Below are 20,448 nucleotides of genomic sequence, written 5' to 3' on the forward strand. Positions count from 1 at the left end.
GTATTGCTTATGACCACAACCCTGTTGCAATGGGCGCTGGTGCTGGCTTCCAGCATCATCCTGTTTCTGGTATCGCCCCTGGCGCGAACGGCCCCCGAATTTTTCAGAGGTACCCGCAACGAGCGAACGCCCAATACCCTTTTTCTGACGAGTAGCCTTGTCATTTCATGGCTGTTTGCCAAATCAATCACCAATGCCGCTAATCTGGGCCATAGCTTCGGGCTGGTAGGCGGTGTGGCTTATGCAGGCTATTACCTGTCATTTCTGGTGGCGGGGTTTGTGATTGTATCCATGCGTAACAAGGGTGGCTACCGGAGCATTCACCACTTTCTGGAATCAAAATTCGGGGCTGGTGCGGTGGTGGTTTTTACGCTGCTGATCATGATCCGGCTCTATAACGAAATCTGGTCGAATACCATCGTGATCGGTTCGTACTTCGGCGCACAAGGTACAACTAGCTACTATGTTGCCATTCTGGTGTTTACGGTACTAACGCTGGCCTATACCCTTAAAGGTGGTATGAGTAGTTCGATCATGACCGATGTGATACAGCTATCGCTTTTTGTTGTGCTGCTAACGGTTATTCTGGGTTTTATTCTGCCGCAGTACGGGTGGAGCCTGAAACCCTTTGTCACCAGCGGCCGCTGGGAACTGAGTCAGGGAGCTGACCTGCTGCTGGTGGCATTGGTGCAGTGTTTCAGCTATCCGTTCCACGACCCTGTACTGACCGACCGGGGCTTTATATCCGACACACGCACGACGTTGAGGGCCTATAGTTGGGCGGCAGTCATTGGGTCGCTTTGTATCCTTTTCTTCAGCTTTGTCGGGATTTTCGCTAAGCTAAACAGCCTGACGGGCGAAGCACCCGTGGCCGTTGCGCGGTATTTTGGCGTGCCGATGCTGCTGCTTATGAATCTGATTATGGTGACCTCGGCTTCATCGACGCTGGATTCTGCCATGGCGTCGTTCTCCAAACTCATCAGTATTGACCTGAGCCGTGCCGCTGTCCCGAGCGTTACCAAAGGCCGGTGGGCCATGGTCGTGCTGACGGTTTTGGGAACCATTCCCGTCTTTTTTGATCCGGCAATCCTGTCCGCCACGACCATCAGCGGTACCCTGGTGCTTGGTCTGGCACCGGTTTTCCTCCTATGGAACGTACGGGTGCCGCGCCTGGCGTTTCATCTCTCAGTGGTAGGCGGGCTGCTGCTGGGCGGTTTTCTGACGTTTTTCCCGTTACCTGAATCGCTCCGGCTGGGCGACGGAAAATACGGATCGCTGCTTAGTGTGAACCTGATCACGACTGCTTACTGTTTTATTGCTTTCACCGGCAGTAAACTGTTTCAACCCAAACAACATGACTGATCGTCCCGGAACAATAAATCCTGATACTAATAGCGGCAGAATGCTTGTATTCGGAGGGCCTTATTCCAACTTACAGGCGCTTGAAGCCCTGAAAACCATTGCCGCTCAGCTCCGGATTCTGCCCGGCAATATCATCTGTACGGGCGATATTGTCGGCTACTGCGCTCAGCCTGAAGAGGCTGTACAGCTGGTGAAGAACTGGGGCATTCAGTCCATTCAGGGCAATGTGGAACAGAATATTGTCCGGGGAGGAGACGATTGCGGTTGCAATTTCACCGAAGGCGGGCGGTGTGATCTCTTTTCGCGTACCTGGTTTCCCTATGCAGTTCAGACGCTTTCGGCGGAATCGGTCAACTGGCTGAGTACCCTGCCGCTTCAGCTGTCGTTCCGGTATGCCGGTAAACCGGTGACTGTACTGCATGGAGCCGCCACTGGCATCGCTGATTTTGTCTTTGCATCGACGCCCTGGCCGGAAAAAGAAAAATCCTTTGCGGCTACGGAGGCTGAGGTGATCCTGGCTGGTCACGCCGGGCTTCCCTTCGCGGATAGGCAGGTGTCTGATACGGGAATCGACCGGTACTGGCTCAATGCAGGGGTCATCGGTTTGCCGGCCAACGACGGTACCCCCCGCGTATGGTACCTGCTGCTCGACGATACGGATGGCTTGTTTACGTATTCCTTTCACGCATTCACGTACGACAACCTAACGGCCCATGCGGCAATGGTCGCCAACCGGCTTCCTGATTCCTACGCGCAGACGCTGTTAACGGGTATCTGGGATAACTGCGAGATATTACCGGAAGCAGAAAAAGCGCTGCAAGGTCAGGTCATTACCCTCGACAAAAATCCGGCTTTAGATGAAGTTACCGCCCGGTAAGAGGAGAATTACTTTTTGATCGGTCGGATGATGTAGTTTTTCAGCGGGTTCTTTTTGATGATTTTCACCAGTTGCCCGTTTTCATAAAGATATTCATCTTCCCGATCTGCCAATGTTGCCCGATACCTGCCTTTTGTGAGTGGCGTCAGTGTAAAATAATCGCCGAAATATTCAGAGTAGGCGCGGTTCCGGTTCACAGGCTCTGTGAAAAACAGGTCTGTAACGGTAAAGTCGATCCGCTTGGTTTCAGTTGCCTTGTGTGTGTATTTATACTGGTTGGCCGTAATCTCGTAATGATCGCCTTTCCACTCCGTTAGCGAGGAAAAATTGCCCTGATTGGTGTGCGCATCCACCGTAGACCGGACTAATTTTCCCTGCTGAACCAGACTGACAACCTTGTAGTAGATTTTGACCTTATAAATCAAAAAATTCACTTTTACATCGCTGATCAGCGTGTAGAGCACACTTTGCTTATCGCGTTGCTGGCGGTTGGCCGTCATCGTACCAACCTTAATGCCAGCAACTTCGATCGCATAATCTTTTGTGTTTGTGGTATCTGCCGGCGACGTTTGTCCATAACCCGGCCATGACAATACCATCAATAAAGCCAGGCTGATAAGCCAGCTCCGAATGTTATTTGCATTCATTTGTAAACAGAGATCAGGCGCATCAGGGCCCCGCCCGGAGCATTATTGCTCGTTGAGATTCCAGTTGTAATCAAGGTACGTTATGGCGGTCTTATCCGAAATTTTTGTGTCCGAATATTTATTGACCCATTTCACGACCGACTGTCCGTTTTTGTTCCAGTCACCTTTGTACCAATTGAAGTAGTTCGACAGCTGCGCTTCATCCTTACCGATTTTATTCTTAGACGGATTATTCAGAAAGTCGCGTCCCTGATCGTCCATCTGCGCATCCAGTTTATCGGCCATATACGCCTCGTTCCGCAGGCGGGGGCATGAAATAGACGCACATACCAGCGCAAAGTGTATGCGTGGGTCGTTGTATTTTTTACGCAGGGTGCCATGTTCAATGTTATCCAGACTCATTTTTTCGCCGCCTATTGTAAAAAACTTCGCCGCCCAGGGCGTTGTTACAAACGGGATTTTGATCTTTGACCCAATGTCCTTGATACTCTTCAGGGGATAATGGTCGAGAATCAGCCGGATCGTATAGGCATTATAGGCATTAATCCAGTAGGCCATCTGCTCGTTTTTGCTCCAAGAAGCCGCCGGCGGATTTTTGCTGAGCATGGCCAGATAGTCATTAAAGACTTTCTCGTCCGATTTGAACCCCTTGTAATTAACCAGTCCTTTTTCGTTGACGTACTTTTTCAGCAGCCGGTCATAAGCACTGTGATCAACAGGCGCAGCCGTTGGTTCCGTGAAAGCGGTGGTAAGTAACCCGATCAGGCCCACCAGTAAGAATGTATATAGGGAGTGCGTTTTCATGATGATTGTATTTTTCTACATTCAGATATACGCGCCAATCCGTCAAATGGTTTTAAAAATCCGGAATTCAAACCTTGCGGGCATTCTTTTCGTATTATCACTACACGCAATTTACATTCCTGATGGTTTTTTCATCGCTGGTTACTGCCCTGCTCATGTCGGCTCCTGCCGACAGTGTTCCTAAAGCGTTCAGTGTCTTACCCCTGCCACTAATTTATTATACCCCCGAAACCCGGCTGGCGTACGGGGTAGCCGCTACGGCTACGTTTCGGTTCAGACGCGATATGCAACTATTACGGGCCGATTCATCCGGACAAGCCGGCGCTACGGTTCGCCCCTCGCAGATTACACTGGGTTTTGCCTATACGCAGAACAAACAGATACTTTTTTACCTGCCGTTTCAGCTCTTTTACGATCAGGATAAGTACTACATCAATGGCGAAGCCGGGTATTATCGCTATACTTATTTTTTCTATGGCGTTGGGCAGCAGGAGGTTACCCGCGAATTATACGCAGTAGATTTTCCACGGATCCGTATCAATGCCTTCCGGCGCATTGTTCCCGAAATCAGGCGCGGAAAGCTGTATGCCGGCATCCGGTATCAGTATGAAGATTATCAGGTCACAGCAGTTGAACCCGGTGGCCTGCTGGCCTCGGGAACAGTTTCCGGCGGGTCAGGCAGCCGGTTGTCCGGAGCAGGGGTTGGTTTATTCTATGACTCGCGTAACCAGATTTTCTTTCCATCCAAAGGCATTGTGGCTGATTTTTCCTATCTTGTTCATAGTCAGGTATTAGGTGGTAATGTCCGGTTCGGACGCTACACGGCAGACGTGTCCGGGTATCGTTTGTTAAGCAAGCATGCAATCCTGGCGGCCAATTATTTCGTAAGTTTCACTACGGGAGACGCTCCCTTCAATGCCCTGTCCTTGTTGGGTGGAACCAAACGGATGCGGGGTTATTACGAAGGCCGTTATCGTGATCAGAACGTAGCGCTCATTCAGGGAGAAGCCCGGTTCGATCTCTACAAACGGCTCGGTGGCGTGGTGTTTGCTGCTGCTGGGGTGTTGGGAAATGCGGAATCGTTGCTCCGGTTAAAGGATCCTAAACTGGCCTACGGAGCAGGGTTACGGTTTACGATCAACCGTCGTGACCATCTGAACATCCGGTTGGATTACGGACTGGGAAAGCAATCAAGCGGGTTCTATCTGACCATTGGAGAGGCTTTTTAAGCGGAAAAGTGATTTCCGCTGTCCGGGTTTGTCTGAGGGTGATAAATAGTCTAAGTTGCTTACTTATCAATGATCAATGAGGTTTAGTATTATTATTCCAACCTATAATGAAGCGCAGGCAATCGGCCGTTTAGTACGGAACTTGCTGTCCCTTGGGGGGGCTTCCTTACTGGAGGTCTTAGTGATTGATGCGGGAAGCCCTGATGGTACGGCTGAAGTGGCCAGGCAAAACGGGGCCGTTGTCTGGCAGTCCCCGAAAAAGGGCAGGGCTGCCCAGATGAACTACGGGGCCTCGCTGGCGAAAGGGGAGATGCTGTATTTTGTCCACGCCGACGTAGGCATCAATCCTGATTTTATTACAGATATTGAACAGGCCGTTAAGGCAGGGTATGAGGCGGGGTGTTATCGGTTCCGCTTCGATTCAGACAAGATCATGCTCCGGTTCAACAGTTACGGAACCCGTTTTCAGGGGCTTATGAGCCGGGGAGGCGATCAGACGCTGTTTATAACGCGTACCCTCTTTGATCGCTTAGGCGGGTTCAATGAGTACTATACCATCATGGAAGATTTTGACATTATTATCCGGATCCGGAAGGTGGCACCTTTTTTTATAATCCCGAAAGACGTGTTTGTGTCGGCCCGGAAATACGATACCAATAGCTGGCTGCGGGTACAGGTGGCGAACCTGACGGCCTTTTCGCTGTTTTTTATGAACGTGGCCCCCGACCGGATCGCCCGCACCTATAAAACCATGCTGAATTACCGTTGATGGATGCAACCGTTCTGTTAACCGGAGGCAGCGGGTTTCTGGGGGCTCATCTGGCCCGGGAATTACTGGCGCAGCAGTACCGTGTCAGCGTATTGCTGCGCGGGAAGCAACGTCCACCGACGCTGGCCGGTTTACCGGTTGACTATTGCGACGGCGATATTTTAGATAAACCATCGCTTATAAAAGCCGTGTCGGGATGTGACGCTGTTATACACGCAGCGGCACTGGCTCAGGTAAATCCGGCCCGCAATCAGGCTGTATGGTCGGTAAACGTGACCGGAACCGAAAATATGCTTGATGCCGTCCGGAAGGCCGGTAGTCAACGATTTGTTTACGTCGGGACGGCCAACGTATTTGGGTTCGGAACAAAAGAGCATCCGGGGAACGAAACTGTTCCGTTTGCCGGAAAGCGCTATGGCTCTGATTACATCGACAGTAAGCGGGCCGCTACGGACCGCGTTCTGGAAGCAGTGAAGCAGGAAGGCCTGCCTGCGGTGCTGGTTCATCCGACGTTCATGCTGGGTGAGTTTGATGCGAAACCCACGTCCGGCCGGATGTTGCTGGAACTGTACGGGGGCCGTGTCATCGGTTACCCTGCCGGCGGAAAAAATTACGTGCATGTACGGGATGCTGCCGCCGCAACCGTTAATGCCCTGACCCGGGGGCAGATAGGTGAATCCTATATCCTGGGCAACGCAAACCTTAGTTATCAGGAAGCATTTCAACTGATGGCAGAGCGGATGCATGTCTCACCACCGCGATGGCCGGTTCCGCCTGGCCTGGCCCGACTCTATGGTTTTGGCTGTGATGCCCTGGCGAGTCTGACAAACCGGCCCGGCAAACTGAATGCATCCATGATCGCGGTAGCTAACGACGGCCATTATTTTAGAGCGCAGAAAGCCGTTTCGGAACTGGGCCTTCTGCAAACGCCGGTTGAAGCAGCGATCGACGAAGCATTCAACTGGTTTAAACGACATAACTATCTGACTTAACGTGCCCGAACTAACTAAACGAATCGAACCATTGGATGCCGGAACCACACGTACGCCGGTTTCAGCTGCTGCCAGTGCGGATGGTTTGAAAAAGCGTACATCGGGTAAAACGGCAGTTTCGGGGCCCTTTGCCGGTAAAGTAGCCATTGTCACCGGCTCCGAGTCGGGTATTGGTAAAGCTACTGCACGGGCATTGTGCGTTGCCGGGGCGAAAGTGGTTTTAAACGGGCGCAGCAACGAACGCCTGATCCAAACAGAAGAAGAACTTCGCCGCGAGGGGCTGGAGGTCGTCAGTTGTCTGGCCGACGTAACCTGCTTTGAAGACTGTGAACGCCTGATTACCAACGCTATTGCTACATACGGGCAGCTGGATATACTGATTACCAACGCCAGTATCTCCATGCGTGCCTATTTTACCGACATGCAGCCCGAGGTATTCCGGCAGGTACTCGATAGTAATGTGTATGGAACCGTTTATCCGTTGAAAGCTGCTTTACCGTACCTGATTGAAACGAAAGGGGTTGTTACCTTTATTTCATCCATATCCGCGCTGAATGGTATGCCCAGTGGCTCAGCCTACTGCGCAGGAAAAGCGGCGGTGGCCAATCTGGCCCATACGTTACGCCTGGAACTGGCGGATACAGGCATTCAGATCGGTGTGGTACACATTGGTTTTACGCAGAATGATCCGGAAAAAAGGGTACTCGATGCCACGGGGCAGCCGGTACCGATTGCACACCGCCCTCCCCGCTGGCAGAAAAGTCAGGCAGAGGTTGCCCGGATTATTCTCCGGCATATCCGGCGGCGGCGTCAGCGAACGGTCATCTCCGCGCTGGGCAGGCTGATTGTACTGGTCCATACGCATCTGCCCCGGTTAGGTGACTGGATTGTACTCACCACGATTCGCAGACTACGGCATTTTTACGAGTGAAAACACTGTTCACTCATGTACTCTTTATACGTATATAACCTATGAAATCACTAAAAGCCAGCGGGCATCAGTTAGCCAACGTTGCCGTACAGCTTCAGACACTGCAAAGCGAGGTAGCCGACAGGTTGCAGTTACCGCTTTTTCATGAGAAACTTCAAGCCGCAGGGCTGTTTCCGTTAAGTACCGTTGAACCGGCTGTTTTTCAGATAAATCTGGGCAAAATGTGCAACCAGGTTTGCAAGCACTGCCACGTCGATGCCGGTCCTGACCGAAAGGAAATCATGACCCGGGAAACAATGCAGGCGTGTCTGGATGCCCTGGCCCAAACGAGCATTCCAACGGTTGACCTGACGGGTGGCGCACCGGAAATGAACCCGAATTTCCGGTGGTTTGTGGAAGAAGTCCGGAAACTGGGTCGCAAGGTGATGGTCCGCTGCAACCTGACGATTATTGTCGCCAATCCAAAATACAATGACTTGCCCGATTTCTTCCGGCAACACGAGGTTGAAGTCGTCAGTTCGTTACCGTTCTACAATGCCGACAAAACCGACCGGCAGCGCGGGAAAGGTGTTTTTGAGGACTCTGTCCGGGCGCTGCGCATGCTGAATGCGGTGGGTTATGGTCAGCCGGACACGGGGCTGCTGCTGAATCTGGTGTATAATCCCAACGGTGCTTTTCTGCCTGGTTCGCAGGAGAGTTTGAAACGGCAGTTCAAACGGGTATTGCAGGATGAGTTTGGCATTCAGTTCAATGATCTGTACGCCATTACCAATATACCGATCAGCCGGTTTCTGGATTACCTGATTTCGTCGGGCAACTACGACGGCTACATGGAAAAACTGGTGAATGCCTTTAATCCGGTTGCCGCTGCCGGCGTCATGTGCCGGAATACCCTGTCGATCAGCTGGGACGGCTTTATCTATGATTGTGACTTTAACCAGATGCTTGACCTGAAAGTAGCCAGTCCGGTTCAGCACGTTAAGGATTTCGACCTGACGGCCTTAAATCAGCGGTCGGTGGTGATTAACCAGCATTGCTACGGGTGCACGGCCGGCGCAGGATCCAGTTGCGGGGGGACAACTGCCTGAACCGTCGAGTGTTGAGCAGCTAAAGGAGGGGACGATTCAAGAATCACTGTGACAGATCGTTTTGTGCAGTGGTTTTAGCCTTAGATAAACCCGTAAGCGGTTGTAGCCAGATTGTTTACCGGCTAACCGACCAGTGGCCATTAGTGGAGTACAAACCCTGATCGGACGGTCTTAAGCCGGTAAATACACGCTGAACGTAGCTCCCTGGCCAGGTGCACTGTGGGCTGTGATGCCACCGGCGTGATTTTCCACGACCCGCTGACAAATCGCTAACCCGATCCCGCTCCCCGCAAACTCATTCTTGCCGTGCAGCCGCTGGAAGACCTGAAAGATGCGGTCAAGAAACTTAATATCAAACCCGATGCCCTGATCAACCACATTGATCTGATGGTAAAACGGTACCTGCGCGTCTGGTTTGATCGTCAGCGGCAAGTCCTCCGGCGGGCACTGTCTATACCGGATAGCAATGACGGGGGACTGATCCGGCCTGACAAACTTGATGGCATTGGTCAGCAGGTTCTGAAAAAGCTGGCCCAGCTGCGATTCATCGCCATTGACAACCGGCAATTCATCGACCTGAATCCGGGCCTCCGTTTGCTGGATTTCCCATTCGAGCGTCGTCAGCGTATCCTGCACAATGGTCATCAGTGAGACGGGACCGAATGTTTGCTGTCGGGTGGCAATCCGCGAGTAGGCCAACAAGTCTTTAATGAGCAGCGACATACGGGCGCCTGCGGCCGTAATACGCTCTAAGTAACTCCGGCTGGTTTCGTTCAGGTGTTCATCCAGTTGCCGGATCAGCAGGTCGCTAAACGACTGGATCTTACGCAGCGGTTCCTGCAGGTCATGGCTGGCGATGTAAGCAAACTGTTGCAGATTGGCGTTCGAGCGGGTCAGGTCCTGATTAGCTACCACCAGTTCGCGTGTCCGTTCCGCTACACGCTGTTCCAGTTCGTTACTCAACGCCCGGTAACGGGCTTCACTTTGGCGCAGGTCGGTTTCGACCTGTTTACTTTGGGTAATGTCCGTGGACATAACGATGATCCCCAGTACGTTCCCGGTCAGATCCACGTGGGGGGTATAGATGATGTCCAGCCACCGGTCTTCCCCCAGCCTGGCCGGGGCTCTCATCTCATACCGTTGCGGCTGACCGCTGTACGCCAGGGTGAGGTAGGGCGCTACGCGTTGATACGCCGCCGGACCAATAAATTCCTCTACCGTTTTACCCAGCGCGGACGTCGCATCGACACTGAACCAGCGCATAAATGTTTCATTATACGACTGATAACGTTGTTGCGTATCCAGGTAAAATATCATAGCCGGCACCGTATTCTGTAAGAACTTCAGGTGTGCTTCACTGCTGGCCAGCGCCTGTTGAGCGGCTACCTGAACCGTTACATCAATGGCAATATCAAGAATGGCATAGACCTGGCCCGAAGCATCGTAGACCGGCGTGTAGGAAATATTGTAGTAATTGTCATTAAGTACCCCGTTCTGGGTAATCTTAACCAATGAAGCGGGTGAAAGAAAAGGGATCCCCGTAGTGAAGACGTCGTCCAGAATCTTTAAAAAAGGCTGTCCTTCTGTGAGCAGTTCGGGCATCGCTTCCCGCAGTGGTAGTCCCTCTATGCCAGGACCTTTGCCGACAATATCGATAAAGGTCTGATTCGGGTTCTCAATGATCAGATCGCGTCCCACAAACAAGCCGATACCGGCGGGTGCAGCGGCAATGATACTCCGGAGCTTCGTTTCGCTGGCCTCGACCTGCCGGCGGCTTTCCACCTGCCGCGTAACATCCGTGGCAACAACCAGAATCCCGGAGACGGTGCCATCTGGCGCGCGCCGTGGCTGGTATGTTAGATCAACATAGATGGTTTCGAGCCGGTCGTTGCGGCGTAGCTCAACGGCAACCTCTTTGGCAGTAAAGGCAACTCCGGTCCTGATTACTTCCCGCAAGAGGTCATCGAACCCCTGACCGGCGAGTTCGGGTAAAGCCTCCAGTAAAGGCTTGCCGGTCAGTGCCTGTGGAGTCCGGCCAACCAGCTGACCATAAAACGGGTTTGCCGACTGAAATGTGAGCAAGTCATCCGCACTGATGGTGGCAATACCTACGGGCGCCTCTTCAAACAGGCTCAACACCTCCCGCTGGCTCTGCTCCAGTTGTTTATGGGCTTCTACCTGTTGGGTTACCTCCTGAGCCAGTCCGGCAAAGCGGTATAGCTCACCGGTTGGGCTGAAGTAGCCACGACCAAAAAAACGTACCCAGCGCACAATTTGATCATCCGCCCCAATGGTGCGGTAGGTCTGGTCGTAGTTTCCACCGGACAGGGGATTCATGGCCCAGGCAACAGCCTGATTCACACGGTCAAGATCCTGAGGATGGATGTATTGAATGGCCTGTTCGTAGGAAAGCAGGTTGCCCTTAGCCAGCCCAAAAAGCATCCGGCAGCGGTCATCCCATACTACTTTGCTGGTGATCAGGTCTAACTCCCAGACGCCCAGTCCGGCGGCCTGAAGGGCAAAATCAAGATCAAGCCGTTGGGTGAGGTCCTTTGTATAGTCGACAGGTTGTTGATCACGGTTCATCGTAGGTGTACCAGCTATTGTCAAGGTTACCCTGAAATGTTATTCAGGAAATTTAACTGTAAATTTGAATATTCGCTCATACACAAATTTACATCGTCTGCCCAATAGTTTTCGCCTATTGGATAAAGGAATTAAAAAGGGGTTTGTAAAAGATTGATTTACTTCGCCTTAAGAATGTCATGTTATGAAAAATTCACATTCGCTAACGTCAGCTTTTAACTTGGGTTATCACGCGAACAGGCCGGTTTGCCGGATTGGTGCCGGTCACCTGTATACGGTCTATTGTTGACTTCAAGGTAAATAAGGGCCAACAAGAAGTCTGCCTGTAATCAGACATCCTCCGGCGGCATCTTTGAGGTGTCGATTTCCAGCTTATATCCTCTGCCGTGACTATTAACGATGCGTACCGTAGTGGCGGGCTGTAGCTTTTTGCGCAGGCGGGACACGAACACGTCCAGGCTGCGCCCCACAAAGATGCCTTCCTCTCCCCAAACCTGTTCCATGAGCCGGTCCCGGTCAATTACGGCATTGGGAGACGTTGCGAATACCTTCAGTAATCTGGATTCTTTGTCTGACAGCGCAATGCGCTCATTGCCCAATCGCAGAATCTGCTCATCTAAGCAAAACGTAAGGGGGCCTAAATGAACCAGATTAAGGGAGGCTACCAGTTCGGCAGGGGCTGATTGTGGTGATTTCCGGTTGATTAACCACCAACAAATAACGAGCAGAAGAACAAGGGAAAGCAGGCCGGCTACGTATACAGCATCGCTGATGGAGGCCGCCTGAACCGCCGGCGGGTCGAGCTGGATTTTGATGGTATAGGCCCCTGGAGGAGGCGTTCTGGTAAGACAGGGAATCGCCTTGCGGTTCAGTGGTTGACGGACTTCATAGCTATAAACAACAGCGTTTGATTTTTCTTGCCTGACTTCAACCAGATAATTCCGTGACCCTTGATTCTGCTGCAACTGCCGGTGAATGATCTCCAGTAAGGCTGCTGGTTTAAACGTAAAGGGACGTTGAAACCGTATCAGAAAGGTGCGCTCATCGACCTCTTCAATGGGTGACACCCAGGACGTAGAATCGCCCGAGGCCAGCAATATGTCATGACCGATTTTGCGCATTGTCACCAACACGTTTCCCCCATCGCTATAACCAGGCAGGCTGATGACCAGCAAGAGCAATACAGCCAAAATAACGTTTCTCATGGACCAAAAATAGGCCTTGGGGGCGATAAATTTCACGATTTACCCTTAGTTAACACTTGGTTAACACTTTTTTACAGTCGATTAACTCTTTTAACAAAGTCAACCGGTAGGTTTGAATCAGACGAGCGAACAAGGCTGAAATAAGTGTATTGTCTCCCTTGCCATACTTATGCCTGATCGTGTGTCGCTACACGGCACGGCTTGGGAACACAGTCAATTAAACAAAATTATGAACTACCTACGCGTATCTGCGTTGTTATCAACGCTGGTGTTGTACACCTCCTGTGGACAGAACCAAACTGCCCCCTCAACCGATACCATCAAGTCCGGAATCAACGACATAGGACCTAACATGATGGTTCGTAACATAAAAAAAGGCAGCCATGGCACCATGTTGATGGCTGGTCCCAACAACGCATCTTTTGGTGATGTTTTCCGGTACGACCCCGGACAGGCAACGGGAAACCCGTTTATTAATCTTACCCAAAAAACAGGTCAGCACCTATTCGGGGATGTTCTGGAAGACCGGCGGGGGAATCTTTGGTTTACTACTACTGATTCAGGGGTTTATTATGACAACGGAAAATCCATTCAGCATTTCACGACTACGCAGGGACTTGCCAGTAATCAGGTTACGTCGGTTTATGAAGATAAAGCCGGAATTATCTGGTTTGGCACAGCAAACGGACTAAGTCGATACGATCCCAAAGGGGGCGCCGGGAAATCGTTCCGGAATTTCACATCGCCAAACGCCCCGCTTTTTTATAAGGAAAGGCACTGGAACAATGATATTCATACAATCCTCGAAGATAAAACAGGAAAACTGTGGGTCGGTACAAGAGGCGATGCCTTTGTATATGACGGGAAAACGTTTACCACGTTAACCCATAAAGGCGAACCCTTTCTCGACGTCTGGAGCATCATCGAAGACAGAAAAGGTACGATTTGGCTCAGCGGCTACAATGGCTTTAGCGGCAATAGCGGTGGCCTCTATCGCTACGACGGCAGTACCTTTACGAAGGTATCGGAGCGGGGCGCCTATGCTATAATCCAGGATGAAAAAGGAAACATCTGGACTACGGGTCCGGTAAATCCTGCTAACTGGACGGTTCAGGCACTTACCCGGTATGATGCAAAGTCTTTATATAGTCATAAGCCCGAGGTAACCGAACTAATGTCAGGAAGGGCTTTTCTGGGGCTTTCGGAAGCGGGCGACGGCAGTATTTGGTTTGGCGATGCGACCGGCGTGTATCGGTATGATGGAACGACTATCACCGACTTTTATAACAAAGAGGGCCGGAAAAAATATGTCATCGATACAATGCAAAGTGTTGTCGTATGGAAGGGGGCTATGCTGCTTGGCGGATGGGATGGCACTACGTTTCTTGGTGATGGTACCAATATGGGGGACGTCAATATAGAAAAAGGCGAGTTGTTGATCGACAACCGTCACCTGGTGGGCGGTGCCGTTACCGTTGACATGACGACAATTGAAAATTTTGTTGATCAGCATTCCCGCAATAAATTACCCCCTTTTTTTGATGTCAATAAATTCCCTATTTCAACATTCACCATCACAAAGGTGGAAACGGGAAATACAAAAGTCCCGAAAGATGGAAGTATACGGGTTAATGAAGGAAATATAAACGTTACCGGGAACCTGACACTTGAAGGAATCACGAAGACAGTTACGTTTCCGGCCAACCTGCATTTTAAGGACGGAATGGACGGAACTGTCGAGGTTAACGGTGCGCTGACCATCGACCGGACAGACTGGGGTATCGATTATTCATCAGAAAAGCACTTTTTTAAGTCTGGTTATGCAATTTTGAACGAGGTTAAACTCTTTATAAAAATCGTAGCCAAAAAATAGCATGGACAGGGAAGTTGGTTTTATTTAATCGCTACATATTGTCCGCAATAAATTGGGTCGCTTAAACATTTTGAGTAATCTAATTTAGTTTATTACTACCACGCCAACGTTCTGCATTCCGGTCTAAAAAGTAGCGGGTTTACCGTTTACGTACTACAGGTTTTGGCAGGGAAAGGAAACTTTATTGCCCCTAACCTCTCGTAATAAAAGCCTGTTCGCGGAGGTATTTTCCCTGTCTCACACTACGAGTGGCCGCGCTTTTCCGCCTGAAAAAACAGTCCGTTTTAAAAGCAACAAAAAACCAACTTTTAGTATGCCTACTTCGTGTATTAGTTGACAAATGCAACAATACACGAAGTTTTTTTTCAATTTGACACGGAGCCAAACATTTTTGGACGAATGGCTAACAGCTAAGTGTGGTGCAAAGGGGAACTTGCAACTGCAAACGAACCCTTTTCTGCCATGATTTTCCGTGCATTGTTGCCCCTCCTGAGCGCCTGCTGGCTGAGTGCCTACCGATCACTTTATACCATCGAACACCAACGAATCAGGCGGGTATGCGCCTGCTAACCTGCCCGTCCGCTTCTTGCCGGAGCGAACAATCATTTCTAGTAAATTCAATCTACTGGTTCTACCGACCACCAACAATCCATATGAATGTAAGAATACAGATCCGGGCCATCGGCCTGCTGTGCTGCCTGCTGCTCACGCACCGAGCCTTTAGCCAGACGACCCGCTACGTTTCCACGACGGGCATCACACCGGCCGCTTCGGCCACTACCAGCTGGGCCACCAGCACCACCGATTTGCAGGGAGCGATTGAAGCCAGCCAGCCCGGCGATCAGGTCTGGGTGGCGCAAGGCGTGTATAAGCCCACCTCCACGAGCGCCCGCGACATCAGCTTTTCGATGAAGAACGGAGTGAGTATTCTGGGTGGCTTTCCGGCAACCGGCACCCCCACGATGGCGGAGCGAAACCCGGCCAGCTACCCAACCATCCTGTCCGGTGACTTAAATGGCGACGATGGTCCCGATTTCAGCAATAACGGTGATAACAGCTATCATGTCATTCACAACTGGCCGGGTCTGACGAACAGTGCTGTGCTTGATGGCTTTGTCATCACCGGCGGCAATGCAAACGGACAAACCAATGAAACCCTGTCCGGCGGAGGTGTCTATAATAACGGCAGCAGTATACAATTTGTGTGTAACCCGTCTTTCCGTAACTGTTCGTTTGTGGGCAATACTGCCTCGTACGGGGGCGGGGCAATCTACAATTTCGGTACATTTGGAATTCAAGCGAGTCCGGTGCTGACCAACTGCTCGCTGCAACGTAATTCGGCTAACCAGGGTGGAGCAATCTTCAACAACGGCGATATGGGATCATCATCTTCTCCGATACTGACCAACTGCTCACTGCAAAGCAATTCAGCTACCGAAGGCGGAGCAATCTACAACAATGGCGATATGGGATCATCATCTCCGGTACTAACCAACTGCTCGGTGCAAAATAATTCAGCTACCCGGGGCGGGGCGATGTACAACAAAGTGGATGTTGCCGGCTATTCGGATCCGGTATTGATCAACTGCATACTAGTCAACAATGGTAGTGTCCCGTTTTACAATAACAAGGCTACCGGCGCTTCGGCTACCTACTCGCTGTTTGATAACCCAACCAACGTAAACATCACCGGTCCTGGCAACCTCACCGCTACCACGTCGCCGTTTGTATCGGCAACATCGGTTGCATTGGCACCGTGCTCACCGGCCATCAATGCGGGCAACCCCAACACCACAACGCTCACCGTCGGGACGGTCGATCTGACCGGCTCCCCTCGCATTACCGGTACCCGTATTGACATGGGAGCTGTCGAGTATCAAAACCCGAACGGAGTACCGCTTCAGATTGTGCAACAACCCGTTGCCGGTTCAGTTGTCTGTGCCGGAACTACGGTCGTGATGAGTGTCAGCGTAACGGGGTCAGCAACCGCTTACCGGTGGTACCGGTCGGGCACTGCCCTGACCGGTATCGCCTCGGCCACCACCGCCAGCCTTACGTTGACCAACGTTCAGACAACGGATGCGGGTAGTTATTCAGTGATCATTTCCGGCGATTGTCCGTCGGTGACCTCAACGGCCTTCAGCCTGTCGGTGAATGCCCTGCCGTCGGTGACGGTTACGGCTGCCCCGTCAGCCACGCTTTCCTGTACCAACCCAAGCCTGACCTTAACGGCCCAGACGTCCGCTACGGCCTTTGCCTGGAGCGGGGGAGGCAGCACGGGCCAGACCCTGCCGGTCAGCCAGACGGGTGTTTACTCCATCACGGTGACCGGTGCCAACGGCTGCACGGCCGTCAGCAACAGTCTGACCATCGCACGGGATATTGCCAGCCCGACGGTCAGTATTTCGGCAATCAGCACCACACTGTCCTGTACGCAACCGCAGCTGACGTTGACGGCCACGGCATCAGCCACCGCCCTGCGGTGGTCTACCGGCCAGACCACCACCACGATCAGCGTGAGTCAGACGGGGGGCTATTCGGTCACTGCAACCGGCGTCAACGGTTGTTCGGCGGTCAGCAATAACCTGCCGGTGACGGAGAATTTCAGCCTGTCGCCGTTTACCGTTTCTTCCGTTACGGTGTGCCCGGGTCAGTCGGTGAACCTCACCGCCAGCGGCTGTAGCGGGCAAATCCTGTGGTCAACCGGTGCCACAACGGCCAAGATCAGCCTGACAGCGGGCAGCAGCACCAGCCTGCTGACGGCGACCTGCACAACGGGCGTCTGTTCGACCACGGCCAGTGGTCAGGCAGTAGTGGGCGGCATCCAGCCCCCGCCGGCGCAGATCCTGAGCTTCACCGCCGATGAATCAGCTTGTCCGGTAAGGCTGACAGGCCGTGGCGTGGCCAGTTCATTCACCATGACCGGTCCAAAGGACTATGTCTTCAGCACAGTTCACCGCGAGGGAACAACGCATGAGGCTGTCGGACTGAATGTGAAGCAGGCGGGCACCTACACGCTGACAGCCACCTACACCAACACTTGCGGCACCAGCGCACCCGTGACCCGGACGGTGACGGTTAACCGAAACTGTCCGTAACAGCCGGAACGAAACACGTTTTTTGGCAAAAAAGGCCTCAGTTCAGGGGCTTTTTTGCCAAAAAACAGGGTCATGTCCAAAATGAGCAAAAGAATGTCTGAAATGAGCTAACACCATAGCGCTTCCTTTGCTGATATTTATGTAGGTAAACATCAGCGTTTACGGCTAATCTTATGCATAACACGAGATACCCTTTTCCTGCCGGCAACGGCTGTAACATTCAATCTTTTTTTGAGGTCCTGTTCGCTGGTGGGACGACCTCGTCACTCAGCAATCGTTTCCGCCAATGCGGCGCTTCTGTGCTGGCCCTTTTATTGCTGATTGCCGGCTATCCGCTGGCGGCTCAGTCTGTCGACTGGCTGAATACAACCAGCGCGCAGTTAGTTGGTAATGACATAACGGTCGATGCCTCGGGCAACACCTTTACCACCGGTTACTTTTCAGGCACGCTCGCGCTGACCAATGGCCCCAATGCCCTTACCCTATCGGCAGGTCAGGCCAGCCGTGCTATCTTTATCACCAAAACGGATGCCACAGGTAACCTGGTTTGGGCCAAAACGTTTGCGAGCACTAGTACCAGTAGCGGCGACGCGATCCGTGTAGATCCGGCCGGTAACCTGTTTATGACCGGCATCTTCCGTGGATCGCTGGTACTCGGTTCGGGGCCTGCCTCCACGACGCTCACATCCCCCGAATTATTCACGAGCGGCTATGTTGTCAAACTCAACGGAAACGGAGAACTGATCTGGGCCAACCTGATTACCGGTAGCACCCTTGCGCTTCCCGGCAGAATAGCACTCGGTCCCTCGGGAGAGGTGTTTGTCACAGGCAGCTTCGTAGGCACCATCAGCTTTAGTCCGGCGCTGACATCTACCTCCCTTACGGCAGACGGCAGGGATATTTTCATTGCGCGGATCAATGCCGCAGGGGTCATGGAATGGGCTTACGTGTTAGGGCGCGGCTTTGGCAATGCACTCGAGACCGATGCATCCGGTGCTGTCTACCTGGGAGGCAGCATTTCCACGTCGATTGACCTTGATCCCGGCCCGGGGGCACTTACGCTTACCGGAGGCGGGTTTGCCGCTAAATTTAACCCCGACGGGTCACTGAAGTGGGCCTGTCACCTGCAATCCGGCCGGGCGTCAACAGTGGGCCTGACTACGGACGCTTTACACAATGTATATGTAACGGGATTACTTACCGTATCAGCCATTATTGGTACAGGCCCCACAGCAACGACACTCATCAGCGCCGGAGATCAGGATTTATTCCTGCTGAAACTAAACGATGCAGGCAGTGTACAATGGGCCAAAGCTATTGGCGGTGACTCTGATGCTCAGGATGCGGGATTGGCGGTATTGGTTGATAAAGCCGGAGACGTGTTTGTTGCCGGTCGGTATTCGGCTACAACCGTAGTCGGTTCCGGCCCTTCAGCAACTACTTTGATTGCGGGAAATGCGGATACAGACGGGCTGATCGCTAAGTTCGACAACGCCGGTAATGCATTGTGGGCAAGGGGCATTTCCAGCCCAGGCAGCTTTGTCAATGCACTGGGAATGGACCAGACCGGAAATATATATGTACATGGCTTTACAAATAATACGACCATCGCATGGTCATCGACTCCGTTGTCATTACCGACAAGCTATTTCCTCATCAAACTGGCAACGATTTCGGCCAGCCCCACGGTCTCTAACTCGGTGGTCTGTGCCGGTCGTCCGCTTTCCTTTTCCGTACAGGCCACCGGCGGCACCTTGCCTTACAGCTATACGTGGACAGCACCGGCCGGCATCAGCCTGCCCGCCAATACCAATACCTCAGCCATCACCGGAACGGCGACTCAGCAGGCCTCCGGACTATACACACTGACCGTAACGGTGGCTGGTTCGGGCAGCGCCCCCGCCGGTAGCAGTACCATCAGCGTATCGGTCAATGCCCAACCTTCGGTAACCATCACGGGCAACCCCACCGCCGGACCGCTCACCTGCGCCAACCCCAGCCTGACGCTGACGGCCCAGACGACGGCCACGGCCCTTGTATGGAGCAGCGGCGGCACTACGAGCCAGAGCTTGCCCGTTAGCCAGACCGGCGTCTATTCCGTGACGGCCACCGACGCCAGAGGTTGCCAGTCCGTCACGTCCCATACCGTTACCGCCGACTGGAGTCTGCCGGTCGTCAGTATAAGCGCCGCCGGCAGTGTACTGACCTGCGCCAACCCTGCCTTGCAACTGACGGCCGAGACGACGGCCACGGCCCTGCACTGGTCAACGGGCGAAACAACGGCAGCGATCAGCGTAAGTACGGTGGGGGGCTACTCCGTAACGGCAACGGGCGCCAACGGCTGTACGGCGATCAGTAACAGTTTCAGCATCAGTCAGGATTTGTCGCTGCCGTTTACCATCAGTTCAGCGACCGTCTGCGTGGGGCAGCGATTCAGCCTGCTGGCCAATGGTTGTAGCGGACAGGTGATCTGGTCGACCGGCGCATCGGGTAATTCCTTACCACTGACCGCCGGTAGCAGTACGTCTGTCCTGACGGCGACCTGCACGGTAGGTAGCTGCAGCGCAACCGCCAGCGGCAGTGTCGTCATTGGTAACGGTGTACTGCTGCCTCCTGATGCGGGAATACTAAGTCTGTCGGCGGATGAAAGCGGTTGTCCGGTACAGATTACCGGTCAGGCAACGGGCAGTTTGTTTTTGGTAACAGGTCCCGGCGAGGGAGGAGGCTATGTATTCAGCAATGCCTACCGAAGTGGGGGGAAGCACCCGGTCCTCGCGGCCGGTATCACCCGTTCCGGGGTCTACAAGCTGACAGCTACCTACACGACCGAATGCGGCACCAGCGCACCCGTGACCCGGACGGTGACGGTTAACCGGAACTGTCCGTAAATGGATGGCGATCCAAAAGCCGGTATTACCTGATTTGTAAATATAAGCTACAAAGGGAGTGACGGAGATGAACAGCTTGCTCATGTGCATATATGAAGC

General features: G+C 52.6%; 14 protein-coding genes. 10 read left to right on the top strand and 4 right to left on the bottom strand.

Annotated elements, in window-relative coordinates:
• Positions 1-9: 9 nt before the first annotated feature.
• Positions 10-1,362 carry a sodium:solute symporter family transporter gene (locus tag AC23NW_RS28035; protein ID WP_487453723.1) on the top strand — a complete coding sequence of 451 codons (1,353 nt, stop codon included), beginning with the start codon at positions 10-12 and terminating at the stop codon, positions 1,360-1,362.
• Between the two features lie 40 nt (positions 1,363-1,402).
• A complete protein-coding gene (locus tag AC23NW_RS28040; RefSeq protein ID WP_487453724.1) occupies positions 1,403-2,239 on the top strand; it encodes a metallophosphoesterase family protein in 837 nt (278 codons plus the stop codon).
• A gap of 8 nt (positions 2,240-2,247) precedes the next feature.
• Here the strand turns inward: AC23NW_RS28040 and AC23NW_RS28045 are convergent, their stop codons facing one another.
• Both AC23NW_RS28045 and AC23NW_RS28050 read right to left on the bottom strand, forming a co-directional pair.
• Entirely contained in the window at positions 2,248-2,886 is a 639-nt protein-coding gene (locus AC23NW_RS28045) for a DUF6134 family protein (RefSeq protein ID WP_487453726.1), read from the bottom strand.
• A gap of 42 nt (positions 2,887-2,928) precedes the next feature.
• Positions 2,929-3,690, bottom strand: a complete 762-nt coding sequence (locus tag AC23NW_RS28050) for a DUF547 domain-containing protein (protein WP_487453728.1) — start codon at positions 3,688-3,690, stop codon at positions 2,929-2,931.
• 122 nt (positions 3,691-3,812) lie between these two features.
• Here AC23NW_RS28050 and AC23NW_RS28055 point away from each other — a divergent pair, with 122 nt between their 5' ends.
• The 5 genes from AC23NW_RS28055 to arsS all read left to right on the top strand — a co-directional run bounded on the left by AC23NW_RS28055 (position 3,813) and on the right by arsS (position 8,699).
• Positions 3,813-4,919, top strand: coding sequence for a BamA/TamA family outer membrane protein (locus AC23NW_RS28055; protein ID WP_487453729.1), 1,107 nt, complete (start codon positions 3,813-3,815; stop codon positions 4,917-4,919).
• A gap of 76 nt (positions 4,920-4,995) precedes the next feature.
• Positions 4,996-5,688: a TIGR04283 family arsenosugar biosynthesis glycosyltransferase gene (locus AC23NW_RS28060; RefSeq protein WP_487453731.1), complete on the top strand. Its 693-nt coding sequence runs from the start codon at positions 4,996-4,998 to the stop codon at positions 5,686-5,688.
• Complete coding sequence (locus AC23NW_RS28065; RefSeq protein ID WP_487453733.1) at positions 5,688-6,680, top strand: NAD-dependent epimerase/dehydratase family protein; 993 nt, start codon at positions 5,688-5,690, stop codon at positions 6,678-6,680. The genes AC23NW_RS28060 and AC23NW_RS28065 overlap by 1 nt, the downstream gene beginning before the upstream one ends.
• Before the next feature lies 1 nt (position 6,681).
• Entirely contained in the window at positions 6,682-7,611 is a 930-nt protein-coding gene (locus tag AC23NW_RS28070) for an SDR family oxidoreductase (RefSeq protein ID WP_487453735.1), read from the top strand.
• Positions 7,612-7,652: 41 nt separating this feature from the next.
• Positions 7,653-8,699, top strand: a complete 1,047-nt coding sequence (gene arsS / locus AC23NW_RS28075) for an arsenosugar biosynthesis radical SAM (seleno)protein ArsS (RefSeq protein ID WP_487453736.1) — start codon at positions 7,653-7,655, stop codon at positions 8,697-8,699.
• 171 nt (positions 8,700-8,870) lie between these two features.
• On the opposite strand, the gene AC23NW_RS28080 is transcribed toward arsS, so the two are convergent.
• Both AC23NW_RS28080 and AC23NW_RS28085 read right to left on the bottom strand, forming a co-directional pair.
• Positions 8,871-11,285: a PAS domain-containing protein gene (locus AC23NW_RS28080; RefSeq protein WP_487453737.1), complete on the bottom strand. Its 2,415-nt coding sequence runs from the start codon at positions 11,283-11,285 to the stop codon at positions 8,871-8,873.
• Positions 11,286-11,614: 329 nt separating this feature from the next.
• Positions 11,615-12,490 carry a winged helix-turn-helix domain-containing protein gene (locus AC23NW_RS28085; protein ID WP_487453738.1) on the bottom strand — a complete coding sequence of 292 codons (876 nt, stop codon included), beginning with the start codon at positions 12,488-12,490 and terminating at the stop codon, positions 11,615-11,617.
• A 229-nt stretch (positions 12,491-12,719) separates the two neighbouring features.
• Here AC23NW_RS28085 and AC23NW_RS28090 point away from each other — a divergent pair, with 229 nt between their 5' ends.
• The 3 genes from AC23NW_RS28090 (at position 12,720) to AC23NW_RS28100 (ending at position 20,349) form a co-directional block, all read left to right on the top strand.
• Complete coding sequence (locus AC23NW_RS28090; RefSeq protein ID WP_487453739.1) at positions 12,720-14,363, top strand: two-component regulator propeller domain-containing protein; 1,644 nt, start codon at positions 12,720-12,722, stop codon at positions 14,361-14,363.
• A 653-nt stretch (positions 14,364-15,016) separates the two neighbouring features.
• The gene (locus AC23NW_RS28095) at positions 15,017-17,461 is read left to right on the top strand and encodes a choice-of-anchor Q domain-containing protein (protein WP_487453740.1); all 2,445 of its coding nucleotides are present in this window, start codon (positions 15,017-15,019) and stop codon (positions 17,459-17,461) included.
• Between the two features lie 173 nt (positions 17,462-17,634).
• Positions 17,635-20,349 (top strand): putative Ig domain-containing protein, encoded by a 2,715-nt coding sequence (locus AC23NW_RS28100; RefSeq protein WP_487453741.1) that lies wholly within the window; start codon positions 17,635-17,637, stop codon positions 20,347-20,349.
• Positions 20,350-20,448 lie beyond the last annotated feature (99 nt).

Source organism: Arsenicibacter sp. R0_47, from assembly GCF_057652235.1.